This window comes from Streptomyces sp. HD (genome assembly GCF_028369295.1).
GTDB lineage: Bacteria > Actinomycetota > Actinomycetes > Streptomycetales > Streptomycetaceae > Streptomyces.
In genome coordinates, this window is sequence record NZ_JAQMYP010000001.1 from 306,590 (window position 1) to 319,022 (window position 12,433).

Annotated in this window: 8 protein-coding genes; 1 reads left to right on the forward strand and 7 read right to left on the reverse strand. The window is 72.8% G+C overall.

The window, feature by feature from the left end:
• The first annotated feature begins 16 nt into the window (after positions 1-16).
• Positions 17-1,003, forward strand: a complete 987-nt coding sequence (locus tag POF73_RS01425) for a methyltransferase domain-containing protein (RefSeq protein WP_272112497.1) — start codon at positions 17-19, stop codon at positions 1,001-1,003.
• 172 nt (positions 1,004-1,175) lie between these two features.
• On the opposite strand, the gene POF73_RS01430 is transcribed toward POF73_RS01425, so the two are convergent.
• The 7 genes from POF73_RS01430 to POF73_RS01460 form a co-directional block, all read right to left on the reverse strand.
• Positions 1,176-2,744, reverse strand: a complete 1,569-nt coding sequence (locus POF73_RS01430; RefSeq protein ID WP_272112498.1) for an FHA domain-containing protein — start codon at positions 2,742-2,744, stop codon at positions 1,176-1,178.
• 104 nt (positions 2,745-2,848) lie between these two features.
• Positions 2,849-4,195, reverse strand: a complete 1,347-nt coding sequence (locus POF73_RS01435; RefSeq protein WP_272112499.1) for a vWA domain-containing protein — start codon at positions 4,193-4,195, stop codon at positions 2,849-2,851.
• Positions 4,196-4,293: 98 nt separating this feature from the next.
• Positions 4,294-5,694 carry a PP2C family serine/threonine-protein phosphatase gene (locus POF73_RS01440; protein WP_272112500.1) on the reverse strand — a complete coding sequence of 467 codons (1,401 nt, stop codon included), beginning with the start codon at positions 5,692-5,694 and terminating at the stop codon, positions 4,294-4,296.
• Entirely contained in the window at positions 5,695-8,253 is a 2,559-nt protein-coding gene (locus POF73_RS01445; RefSeq protein WP_272112501.1) for a serine/threonine-protein kinase, read from the reverse strand.
• A 229-nt stretch (positions 8,254-8,482) separates the two neighbouring features.
• Positions 8,483-9,808, reverse strand: coding sequence for a hypothetical protein (locus POF73_RS01450; RefSeq protein ID WP_272112502.1), 1,326 nt, complete (start codon positions 9,806-9,808; stop codon positions 8,483-8,485).
• A gap of 47 nt (positions 9,809-9,855) precedes the next feature.
• Positions 9,856-10,953, reverse strand: a complete 1,098-nt coding sequence (locus tag POF73_RS01455; RefSeq protein ID WP_443049384.1) for a glutamate ABC transporter substrate-binding protein — start codon at positions 10,951-10,953, stop codon at positions 9,856-9,858.
• Between the two features lie 14 nt (positions 10,954-10,967).
• The gene (locus POF73_RS01460) at positions 10,968-12,350 is read right to left on the reverse strand and encodes a hypothetical protein (RefSeq protein ID WP_272112503.1); all 1,383 of its coding nucleotides are present in this window, start codon (positions 12,348-12,350) and stop codon (positions 10,968-10,970) included.
• Between the last annotated feature and the right edge of the window lie 83 nt (positions 12,351-12,433).

The following is a 12,433-nucleotide window of genomic DNA, read 5'->3' on the forward strand; positions in this document are numbered from 1 at the left end:
GCAGGACAGTGGACGTATGAGCGCGCACGCCCTCGACCGGGATCTGGAGGACCTCGCCGCCTCGGCGCGGGCCGCGCTGGTGCGTGAGATCGACATGAGCGGGGCCTGGGACGACGACCCCGTGTGGCGGGAGGCCTTCGCCGCCGTGCCCCGGCATCTGTTCGTGCCGTACTACTACGTCGGCGTCGCCGGCGGCTACGAGCGGCGGTGGGGCCAGAACCCCGACCCGGGAGAGCGCGAGCGCTGGGTGCGCGGGGCGTACGCCGACACCCCGCTGGCCACCCGGCTGCGCGACGGCGATCTGGTCTCCTCCAGCAGCCAGCCGTCCCTGATGGCGATGATGCTGGTCGCGCTGGAGGTGAAGGACGGCAACAGGGTCCTGGAGATCGGTGCGGGAACCGGCTACAACGCCGCACTGCTCGCCCACCGGCTCGGCGACGACGGCCTCGTCACCACCGTCGACCTGGAGCCGGAGATCACCGAGTCGGCGCGGCAGCACCTGGCCGCCGCCGGACACCACCCCGCCGTCGTCACCGGCGACGGCGCACGTGGCGTACCCGAACGCGCCCCCTTCGACCGGATCATCGCCACCTGCACCCTGACGTCGATCCCGCGCGCCTGGCTCGCCCAGTGCCGCCCCGGCGCCCGCATCCTGACCCCGCTCGCCACCGGCCTGGTCGCCCTCGCCGTATGGGACGCCGGGCACGCCGAGGGGAGCTTCCTGCACACGCCCGCCTACTTCGTGCCGCTGCGCGGCGGGACCCGCGCCGAACCGGGGTCCACCAACCTGGGCGGACTGCCGCGCCGGGCCCGCGACCACGAACTGTTCCGCTTCCTGCTCGCCCTGACCCGCGGCAGCCTCGATCCACAGGAGGCGTACGCCCTGTGGGAGCGCGAGGGGCAGCCGCAGCGGGAGCGGTACGGGATCACGGTGAGCGGCGAGCACGCGTGGGCCTGGCTGGACGACCCCGAGGGGCCGTACGCCTGGGCGCTGCCGGGCTGAAACGCCGGCGGGCCGTCGAACGCCGGGGGCTTCATGAACGCCGGCCGGGGGCTTTGCGAATGCCGGGAGGGGGCTGTCGTACGGCGATTCCTCGCCGTACGACAGCCCCCTCCCGATCTCTCGGTCTCCCGACTCTCGATCTCCCGACCTCAGGGTCGAGCCGCGCTCGCTGCTAGCCGCGGCGGATCGTGATCGTCGTCCACGCGCCCACGTGCACCCGGTCGCCGTCCTGCAGCGGTACCGGCACGAAGGGCTGGATGGGCTCCTCGGAGCCGTTCACCGTGGTGCCGTTCGTCGAGTTCTGGTCGACGACCGCCCAGGTGCCGTCCGGCTGCTGGACCAGGACCGCGTGCTGGTGCGAGACGCCCGGGTCCTCCGGCGGCACCGACAGGTCGATGTCGGGGGTGTCGCCGGTGGAGTGGCGGCGGCGGCCGATGGTGACCTGGTTGCCGGTGAGCGTGCGCTGCTGCTCGGGCGAGTACGCGGGCAGGTTGAGGCCCGCCGCCTCGGGGCCGGAGCGGTGCATCATCGCCATGAAGTACTCACGGTCCGGACCGATGGTCGCCAGCCACGTCGTCGGCTGCTGCGGGTAGCCGGGGCCGGGCGGGGGCGGGGCCTGGGTCGCGCCGGGCTGCGGGTAGCCGTAGCCGCCCTGCGGGGACCCGCCGGGAGCGCCCGGGGCCGACCCGGGCGGGGAGATCACCCAGTCGTCCTCGCCGCCGCCGAAGGACGGGCCGCCCTGCTGCGGACGGTTCGGATCCTGCCCGAACCCGGGCGGGGCCGGCGGCGCGGCGGGGCCAGGGCCGGGACCGGCCGGCTGGAACGCCTGCGGGGCACCGCTGGTCGCGCCGGGACCACCGGGCGGGGTGGGGCCGGGCGGCGGAGGAGCCGGCCGCGACGGGTCGCCGCCGAAGCCGGAGGGGGCGTTGAACCCCTGACCCGGGCCGCCAGGTCCACCGGGAGCGCCAGGTCCACCGGGACCACCGGGGCCGCCGGGGTTGGTGTTGCCCGGACCGCCGGGACCCGGGCCGAAGCCGCCGGGGCCGCCCTGCCCACCGGGACCGGGGCCGAAGCCGCCGGGGCCGCCCTGCCCACCGGGACCGGGGCCAGGACCGCCGAAGCCCGAACCCGGACCACCCGGGCCGCCGGGGCCGGGGCCACCGGGGCCGCCAGGCCCGCCGAAGCCCGAGCCAGGGCCGCCCTGACCACCGGGGCCGCCAGGTCCACCCGGCCCCTGCGGCTCCGCGCCGAACGGCGGGATCGGTTCCGCCGGGCGGTTCACCTGGGACGGGCGCGAGCCCTGGTACTCGTACGAGTCACCGCCGCCGAACGACGGCGGGGGGCCCTGCTGGAAGTGGGAGGGCAGACCCGGGCCGCCGGGCGCCGACGGGGGCGGGGCGGCGGGCGTGTACGACGTCGCCGTGTTGGTCAGGAAGTTCCACCGGCACTCCTCGCAGAACGGCGCACCGCCCTCACGCGGCGTACGGCACTGCGGGCAGAGCTCCGGCTCCGGTACGCCGGACATCGGCGGCGGGCCGCCGGGCTGACCGGTGTTCGGGCCGCCGAACGGACCGCCGGGGCCACCAGGCCCACCGGGGCCGCCGGGCGGCGGGAAGCCATAGCCACCGCCGGGCGGGGGCGGCGGGGGAGGGGGCGGAGGTACGGCACCGGCCATGCGGTGACCGCAGACCTCGCACCAGTCGTCGGAACCCGACTGGTGTCCGTTCGGGCAGGTCGGCATGTCGGCGCTTCCCCCTCTCCTTTTCCGGCCGCTTCGACCGGACTTCTCCAACCCCAAGGGGTCAGGCTCGGTGCTTTCCAGGGTCCTGCTGAGTCAGTACTGAGTCACTTCTTTACACGAACAGTCTTTGTCGACCGTGTTTCGAGAGTCATCTCGTCGGCCTCCGCGACCTTCGCCTTCAGTCGCACAGTACCCGCCGCGGCATCGACCACGTCCACCACCTTCGCAAGGAGTTTCGCCGTATCCGCGTTCCCGGAGACGCTGGCGAGCTGAACGGCGCGGCCCAGTTTCGCCGTTGCTCCATCGATATCCCCCGATTTGCGAAGATCAAGCCCTTGTTGGATGACTTGTGCAAGTTCGGCCTGGCCGGTGTAGTGGGCGACCTGGGGGTTGATCGACGTCGAGGCGACCATGTCGTCGGTCCATACGGCCCTCACCAGGCCCTGGGCGCCCAAGTTCGTTGCGGAGCCGTCGGGTTGCGGGATGACCAGGGAAACCCGTGCGGCGAGCATCTCCCGGCCGATCTCCGCGGCGGGTACTTCGACGCAAACGTGGTAGTCACGGGACTCGTCCCCCCAGGAGCCGGTGGGGTAGTCCCCGGCGCGCGGGCCGGCTTCGGTGCGCCGGTCGGTCAACTCCTCGACCGTCGGCGCGACTTGCTTGACGAACCTGATGGTCGTGCCGACCGGCGTCCACACCCGCAGGGCGACGTCCGCGACCTCCTTGCCCATCGCCGTCTCCATCATCTGTGTGAAGTCGGCCGCGAGACCGGCCGGGTCGGCGACGATGTCGGCGCTGCCGAGCAGGGCCGAGGCGATGCCTGTGACTTCTTTCACTTCCCAGTCGGTGCCCACTCCACGCGCGTCACAGGTGAAACGTCCGGCACAGGAGTCGAGCGCGGCCCTGAGATCCTCCGGCGACTCGTGCTCGTTGCGGCCGTCGGTGAGCAGGATGCCGTGCCGGATGGCGACGTCCTCCGAGGACAGCAGCCGGTCGGCGAGCCGCAGCCAGGTGCCGATGGCCGTACCGCCGCCCGCGCTCAGCCTGCGCAGGGCCTGTTTGGCCTGGTCGCGGGTGCCGGCGTCCGCCACGGCGAGGCGCCCGCCGCCCGGGTACACCTCCTTGGCCACATGTGTGCCGCCGATCACCGCGAAGTGGACGCCGTCGCGCAGCGTGTCGATCGCGGCGGCCGTGGCGTCGCGGGCGTTGCGCATCTTGGTCGGCGGGTAGTCCATCGACCCCGAGCAGTCGACCATGATCGCCACTGCGGCGGACGGGCCCTGCCCCGGCGCGTAGAGGTGGGGCGCCGCGACCGCGCTTCCGATGGTGCCGCCGCCGGTCGAGGTCACCGTGACGATCGCGTTGACCTCGCGACCGCCCTCCGGCAGGTACTCGTTCTGGTACACGTCCACCGAGAACTGCGGCACATTCGACTTCGAGAAATTGGCCATACGTTCTCAAATCCCCCTAATGAACCCCGTAACGGGGTCATGGCTGTCGACGGACCGGTCCCCTCCGGTCCGATGAGGCGCCGCCCCCGCGGCAGGCCTCAGGCCGATCCTGCCCCCATCGGCGGCGCCGGGAACGGCAGGACGGCCACTGTTACGTTGTCGTGGCCCCCGCCGTCGAGCGCGTGGCCGACCAGTACCTGGGCGCAGTGCAGGGGGCGCGCGGCGGCGTCGAGGGGTACGACGTCGGCCATGTCCTCGGCGGCCTCCGCGTAGTTCCACAGCCCGTCCGTGCACACCACCACTACACCCGGCCGGTCCGGCTTGAAGGAAGCGGTGTGCGGCTCCAGTTCGTAGGCGTCCGCGCCGAGCCAGCCCGTGATGGCGTGGGCGCGCTCGTCGGCGTACGCCTCGGCCTCGCTCATCAGACCCGCGGCGACCATCTGCGCGGCCCAGGAGTCGTCCTCGGTGAGCCGGGCCGGGGGAGTGCTGCGGTCGACCGGGACCCAGTAGGCGCGGCTGTCGCCGACCCAGCCGACGATCAGCAGCTCGGGCGTCACCACGGAGCCGACGATCGTGCAGGCGGGGGCGTTCTGGTGCGGACCCTGCTCGCGGGCCGTGGCCGGTTCGTTGGCGAGCGCGTTGACCGCGTTCGAGGCGGCGACGATCGCGTCGTGCAGCGCCTGCTGGGGGTGCGTGCCGCGCGGCAGGGCGGTCAGCAGCGACTCGCTCGCGGCCCGGGACGCGGCCATCGAGGCGTCGTCGGGGCGGGTCGCCGAGGACACGCCGTCGCAGACGACCGCCAGGACCGCGGGACGGCCGTCGGGCAGCGCGGTGCAGCCGACGGCGAACGCGTCCTCGTTGCGGTGGTGGCGCAGTCCGCGGTCGCTGACCGCGGCGACCGGGCCGGTGTCCTGCTCCATGTGGTCGCGCTCGCGCGGCTGGGCGTGCCCGCAGTTCTCGCAGTACCCGTCGAGGTCGACCCGGCCCGCACGGCAGGCCACGCACACCTTGGTGCCCTCGCGTGGGGGCGGTACCTCGGCGATGCGCGGGTCGGGCGCCTGCAGCGGGTACTCCTCGGGCTCGGGGGGCTCCGGGGGACGGTCGAACCGGACGCCGGAGGCCGGGGAGACGGGGGACCCGGTCGGGGCGGGGGGAGCGGCGGGGGCCGGGGGCACCGGTGCGGTGAGGGGTGGGGACTGCGGGGGCGGGGGCGTGCCCGGGGGCACGGAGTGACCGCCGGGGGGTGTGCCCTGGAGGTCCGTCGGCGGCTGCGCGGGCGCCGGGACGCCGGAGCCGTCCGGCGCGGGCGTGACGGACCAGCCCGCGACCGGCGCGGGGGGCGGCATCGACGAGCCGTTCAGGGCGATGGTCGGGTGGTCGTCCGGCCGTACGGGCACGGCGGACAGGTCGTATCCGCACGCACCGCAGAAACGGTCACTCGAATCGAGCGGCCATTCGCAGCTCGGGCAGGCGGACAACTGGGGCATCTGCGACATCAACTACACCCACGTCCGGGGGCGGTAACGGTTTGCACGTTCCACCAGGTCGATCCTCTCCTCGCCGCCCCGCGCGAGCCGGGCCAGCATGCGGTACGAACGCTCCAGACCGAAACGCAGTCCCCGCTCGTCCAGGCCGCTGCCGAGCAGCGTCCGTCCTCCGGAGGCGGGTAGGGCGGAACCCTGGCCCCCGGAGAGTATCCAGTCCAGCGCGCAACCGAGGACTTCCGCCGACAACTGCTCCCGGCGCGCCGGGTCCAGACCATATGCGTCCAGCGCCTCCACCTGCCCCGCGGCCGCGGTCAGATCGTCCAGGAACGGTACGTCGGAGGCGACCGCCGTGCGTTGACGCAGCCGGGCGCGGACGGCCGCCACGCGTGCGGCCGTGTAGTGGATGGAGCTCTCCGGAACCGACTCAAGAGTCCCCACGGCGCCACGGCGGTCACCGGTCGCCAGCTGGACCCGGGCGAGACCGAAGGCGGCGCTCACATAGCTCGGGTCGGTCGACCACACCAGACGGTAGTACTCGGCGGCGTTGTCCAGCTGGCCCAGCACCTCCGCGCACATGCCGAGGGCCAGCTTGGGGGCGGGCTCGCCCGGGAAGGCGTCGTAGATCGCGTCGAAGGCGAGCGCGGCGCCCTCGTGGTCGCCGGTGACCAGCGCGGCCACCCCGCGGTACCAGACGACCCGCCAGTCGTCGGGCCGCTCGTCCTCCAGCTTCAGCAGCGCCTCGTGCGCGGTGCTCGTGTCGCCGTTCTCCAGCCAGGCCCGCACCTGCCGCAGCCGTGTCTCGGTCGACGGCGCGGGCGCGGCGGCGAGGGCGCCGAGCAGCTCGGCCGCCGCGGTGGTCATCAGACCCGCGAGGAACCCGGCGTTGGGGTCGGACGGGTCGACGTGGGGGACCGGGAGCGCCAGGGCCGCGGCGGAGGTGCTGACGGCCCTGACGATGCCGGGCGAGCCGGCCGGGAGCGCCTCGGCGGCTGCGCCACCGGGAGCGGCGAAGGGGTCGGCGGCGGTGGCGGGTGACGGCGCGGAGACCGCCTTCCTGCCGGTTCGCACCACCCGTGCCCCCAACCGCGAGACCTCGCCGTTCAGCTTCGGGAACAACTCCGTGTCCGTGACCCGCACCTCGGGCCCGAACAGCGTCGACAGCGACGGCCGTGCCCGCCCCGACTGCAGGGACACGACCTCGCGCAGCACGCCCGTCAGCTGCTCCGTCATCTCCTGCGCGGAGGCGAAGCGGCGGGCCGGGTCGGGGTCGGTGGCGCGGACCAGGAGGCGGTAGAAGGACTCGTACTGGCGGAAGACCTCGATGTGGTCGGGGTCGGGCAGCGAGTCCACGTAGACGTTGGTGTAGCCCTGGAAGTCGAAGGTCAGGACGGCGAGGGTGCGCGCGACCGTGTACAGGTCGGACGCCACCGACGGGCCGACCTCCGCGACCTCCGGCGCCTGGTAGCCCACCGTGCCGTAGATGGCCGACTCGTCGTCGTCCATCCTGCGCACCGCGCCCATGTCGATCAGCTTGAGCTGGTCCTCGGTCTGGATGGCGTTGTCGACCTTGAAGTCGCAGTAGAGGAGGTTCCGGCTGTGCAGATGCGCGAGGGCCTCCAGCGCCTCGATGCCGTACGCGCACGCCTGCTCGACCGGGAGCGGGTCGCGCTTGCCCTCGGGGGAGCGGCGGCCGTTGGCGATCTCCTTCAGCGACTTGCCGCCCACGTACTCCATGACGATGTAGCCGTCGAGCGAGCCGGTGCGCTTGTCGAGATGCTCGACGAAGTTGTAGATCCGCACGATGTTGGCGTGCTCGATCTCCGCGAGGAAGCGCCGCTCGGAGATCGCCGCCGCCATCGCGTCCTGGTCGCCGGTGTCCAGCAGGCCCTTGAGCACCACCCACCGGTCGGAGACCGCGCGGTCCACGGCGAGGTAGATCCAGCCGAGCCCGCCGTGCGCGAGACAGCCCGCCACCTCGTACTGGCCGTGCACGATGTCCCCGGACTTCAGCTTCGGGATGAACGAGTACGGGTGCCCGCACTTCGTGCAGAAGCCCTCCGTACGGCCCGGACGCTCCCCGCGGGCCCGGCCGACGGGCGCGCCGCAGTCCGAGCGGGAGCAGAACCGCTTGCGCTCGGGCACCTCCGGGTTCTCCAGCACCATCGCGCGCGGGTCGGGCCGCGGCACGTCCGGCACCTGGACCAGGCCGGCGCCCAGCCGGCCGCGGCCGCTGGAGCCGGCCGTGGAGCCGGAGCTGCGCACCGACACCGAGCGGCCCGTGGAACGGCCCGACAGCGAGCGCGACAGCCGTCCCGACACCGAGCGCCGGGACTTCGACGACTGCGACGACGTCCGCGAACTGCCGCGGCTGGTCGAACGGGAGCTGTCGCTGCCCGAACCGCGCCCGCCCTTGCCGCCGCCGGTCACCCCGGTGGGCGGCGAACCGACCATGCCGGTCGCCGAGACGACCGGGGCGAGACCGCAGGTGTCGCAGTACAGCTCCCCGCCGCCCATGTCCTCGTACGTCCCACCGCAGTCCGGCCGCTGACAGCTCTGCTGTGCCTGACTCATGACGACGACTCCCCCCTCAGAGCCTTTGAAGAAATCCCCGCCTGCCCGCCGGCGCCTGGCACGCACTCCCCCAGAGGGGGGACCCCCGGCCGCGTTGCCGGACCACCCACGTGGCTCCTCCCCCATGTGCGAACCGCGCTTCGCACGGCTCGGGCGGGAGGTGCCCCCACGACACCGCCGGGCCCGCCCTCCGGGCGGACGACGGGGGTTTCTCCACAGGCTTTCACCCTCATGCTCCCCCGCGATCCTCCGGCCCGCGCGGCCCCGGTACGCGTGGGCCGCCGAGTAGTTCGGCGGCCGCGTGCTGGTAGCGCAGGACGGCCTGTTCGGCGACGCGCAGGTCGCAGGGGGCGCTCCACAGCATCCGGCGGGCCGCGTCGTAGCGCTCGATGAGGAACGGGTCCTCCGCGAAGCCGTGCCGGGCGACCTTCGCCTTGTACGCGTCGAGGCGCCCGCGCAACTCGGCACGGACCGCCAGCGGCGCGGTGACCGCGGTCAACGACTCACGCGCGCGCAGCAGTTCGTCCTCCGCCTTCTGCTCCAGGGACTCAAGGAGCGGGGACAGGCGGTGCCACTGGGCGTGTCTGCGGTACTCGGCGGCCGTCGCCAGCTGCTCCTGCAGCACGGTCGGCGGGCCGCTGACGACCGGCACCTCCGTGGCCGCGATCTTCGCCAGCACCTCACCGCGCGCGGTACGCGCCTCGGCGAGCGTACGGTCCGCGCGGGACAGCACGTCACGCAGCTTGACCAGGCGCTGCTCGGCATCCTGACGGACCGTCAACACCGCGTCGATCTCACGGCGTACGTCCTCCAGGGCGCGCGCCTCACGGTCGTAGACCGTGGTGTCCGGCCTGCCGCCGCCGGGCGCCGAACTCCCCTGCGTGGGAAGCCAGTATGCGAGCGGGTCGGACACCACCTCGGCGCGCAGGGTGGTGAGCGTGCGCGTGATGCGTTCCAGGTCGTCGCCCGCCGGGTGCTCGCCCGGCCGTACGCCGACGGAGTGCGCGAGGCGGCGGGTGCGCTGGAGTTCCGCGGCGAGTAAATCGATACGGGCGGGCAGCGCCGACCAGACCGCGTCGGCGGCGACCACCATGTCCAGCGACGTCGCGTACAGCTCGTTCATCCGGTCCACCAGGGTGGCCAGCGAGAACTGTTCGCTGAGCTTGCTCGAACTGCCCTGCAGCGTCGGGGCGTTGGCGGTGGCGGTCGCCGATCCGGCCACCGTCACGGATTCGCCGCGCAGCAGTTCCGTCAGCTCGACCAGGTCGTCGCGGCTGGACCAGCGGCGCCGGGCACGGATGTCACGGGCGGAGCGCAACGCGTCCGTGTACGCGTCGAAGTACGCCCACAGCAGCGTGATCGACGCCTCCGCGGCCGCCCAGCGCTCCTTGGTGACGCCCGTGAGCTCGGCACCCTCCAGCAGTCTGCGGCCCGCGTGGTCCTGCAGGGCGAGGAGCGACGTCTCGATCGCCTCGTGCTCCGCGCCGAGCCGCGCCAGCGCACGGTCCACCTCGTCCCGGTCCATCACCGGCCCGGCGGGGTCCGTGACGCCCATCGATCACCTCTCGCTGCGTTGTGGTCCTGGTCTGTCTCAGTGGTCGGTTACTTGTAGTCGGCCTCGGGAGCGGTCGCCGATGCCGATTTCTTGTCGCCCTGGTCCATGGTCGGGTGGAGCCACTTCTCGTACGAAGCCTCCCAGCCACCATCCTTGATGTAGTTCTCCAGCGTCCGGTTGACCTGGCGTACCAGATCGTCCGAACCCAGCTTCATCGCCACGCCGTAGTACTCGTCGGTGAACAGGCTGCCCTTCAACTCCACCGTGGGATCCTGCGCGGCCTGGCTCGCGGCGAGCGCGCCGTCCGTCACGACCGCGTCGACCTCTCCGAGCTGCAACTTCACCAGGCAGTCGAGCTGGTTGGGGACGGTGGTCCTGATGTCGGTGGAGGCGGGAAGGTCGCGATTCTTCCTGCCCGCTTCCAGGTTGTCGTACGCCGTGGAGCCCTGGGCCGAGCACACCTTCTTGTCGGCCAGTGTCTTGTTGAACCCGGTGATGGCGGAGGTCTTGGGGGCCAGGACCTGCTGGCCGGTGACGAAGTACGGGGCGGAGAAGGCGACTTGCCCGATGCGGTCGCAGTTGATCGTCATGGTGCGGACCACCATGTCGACCTCGCCCTTCTGGATCGCCTCGATACGACGGCTGGTCGGGATCGCCTTGAACTGCACCGCGTCCCGGTCACCGAGGATGTCCTCGGCGATCCGGTGCACCAGGTCGATGTCGAACCCCTCCAGCTCACCGGCGGGGTTGTTCGGGTCGAGGTAGCCCCAGCGGTAGCTGTTGGTGTCGACGCCCACGATCAGACGCCGGTCCTTGCGGCTCTTGATGGCGTCGACGGTCGGGGTGCCGCCGCTGCCGCCGGACGGCGACAGGCTCTGGTCCTGCGGGTTCTCGCAGTCCTCGGCCCGCACCTGGCTGCCGTGGGCGACGCCCTGGCCCCCGGTGGCCGCCTCCCCGAGTCCGCCGTGCTGCTGGGACAGCGGCAGCAGCAGCGCGAACCCCAGCGCCAGGGCGCAGACGACGGCCATCGCGCCGACGCCGCCCCAGCCGCGCAGTCCGGCCCGCAGACGCCGCCACGGGCCGCTCGTGCCCCGGAGGCGAACCGAGTGGGCGCCTGCGTTCGTCGTCGTGCCGCGTGCGTTCATCGTCGTGCCCCCTCTCACCGGTATTCCGACAGCCTGCGGCCGATGCCGAGGACCGCGCCGGTCGCGCCCAGCACCGCGAGGACCGCGGCGCCGGTCGGGAGTCCGGTCAGCGAGTCACGGCCGCCGCTCGCGGCCTGCTTGAACTCGTTCTGCTCGTGCGTGAGCGCGGCCGCGAGTGCCTTGTCGACGTTGTCGAAGCACACGCTGGTCGGCTCCTTCGCGGCGCCGATGACGCGGTCGCGGGCGGCCTGGTAGTTGCCGGAGTTGTTGTCGTCGCGGGCGAGGCTGTGGCGGTCCTTCCAGACCTTCATGAAGCCGTTCGCGTCCTGTACGGGCTTCTTCCCCGCCGAGTCGTCGGCGAGGCCCGCGGCCCGGACCAGCGACTTGCCGAGCTGGTCGATCTGCTGGTCGTAGCCCCACTCGTAGGCGTCCACGGCCGAGCCGTCGCCGAGCGTCTTGGAGTCCGCGCCCCGGCGGACCAGGGTGAGGTTCTCGTCGCTGCGGGCCGTGAGGGAGGCGATGCGGGCCTCGTGCAGCACGTCCAGTGAGCGGACGCCGTGGTCGTACGAGTCGTTCAGGCCCGCGCGCGCGACGGTGTGGCTCACGGCGAGCCAGAGCAGGACGACCGTGGCGGCGGCCGTGGCGGTGACCAGGCCGTGGTTGAGGACCCTGTTGGTGCGCTGGTAGTTGCGGCGCTGGGCCCAGGTGAGGGCGGCCAGGGCGAGGAGGCCGAGCCCCGCGGCGGCCCAGGGGAACGACTTCGCGTCCGCGTAGTCGGCGCGCAGGCGCTGGTTCTCCGTCTGGTACAGCTTCTCGGCGGCCGGCAGCATCTTCTGCTGCATCATCTCGTTCGCGGCGCGCAGGTAGGCGCCGCCCACGGGGTAGCCCTGGCGGTTGTTGGCCCTTGCCGTCTCCACCAGGCCTTTGTACTCCGGCAGCAGTCTGCTGAGTTCGGCGATGGTGTCCGCCGAGGTGGAGCCCGGTTCGGAGTTGGCGGCCGCCTTGACGAGTTTGGCGGCTGCCGTACGGATGTCCCGCTCGTAGCCCTCGCGCATGGCGGGCTTCTCCTGCAGACCGGCGAGGTAGCCGCTGGCCGCGGCGGTGTTGGCGTCGGCGAGAGAGCGGTAGATGTCGGCCGCGTCGGAGCTGAGGGGCTGGCTGCGGTTGAGGACGTCGTCGGCCGCGGCGGCCCGGTCGGTCATCTGCCAGGCCGCGATGGCACCGAAGGCGACGACGAGGAGGGCGAGGAGGGCGCCGATGATCCGCAGGCGGCCGGGCTCCGTGGTGGCGGCTGCGCGGAGCTGGTCGAAGCCCTCGGCGAAGGCGGTGCGGCGGGGCTGGGTTCCGGCCGGGGGCGCCGGTGGTGGTGGCGCGTGGCCCGTCGGTGTCTGTGTCACTGCTGACCTCCCCCGTGGTCATCCTTCGGCGCAAGTATCGCTGCCGGGACTGACATCCGCACCGGCCTTCACTGGATCTTGAT

Excerpts from the sequence above, each read along its gene's own strand:
- POF73_RS01430 (WP_272112498.1), bottom strand. The coding sequence starts at position 2,744 with ATGCCGACCTGCCCGAACGGACACCAGTCGGGTTCCGACGACTGGTGC.
- POF73_RS01435 (WP_272112499.1), bottom strand. The coding sequence starts at position 4,195 with ATGGCCAATTTCTCGAAGTCGAATGTGCCGCAGTTCTCGGTGGACGTG.
- POF73_RS01445 (WP_272112501.1), bottom strand. The coding sequence starts at position 8,253 with ATGAGTCAGGCACAGCAGAGCTGTCAGCGGCCGGACTGCGGTGGGACG.
- POF73_RS01455 (WP_443049384.1), bottom strand. The coding sequence starts at position 10,953 with ATGAACGCACGCGGCACGACGACGAACGCAGGCGCCCACTCGGTTCGC.
- POF73_RS01425 (WP_272112497.1), top strand. The coding sequence starts at position 17 with ATGAGCGCGCACGCCCTCGACCGGGATCTGGAGGACCTCGCCGCCTCG.
- POF73_RS01450 (WP_272112502.1), bottom strand. The coding sequence starts at position 9,808 with ATGGGCGTCACGGACCCCGCCGGGCCGGTGATGGACCGGGACGAGGTG.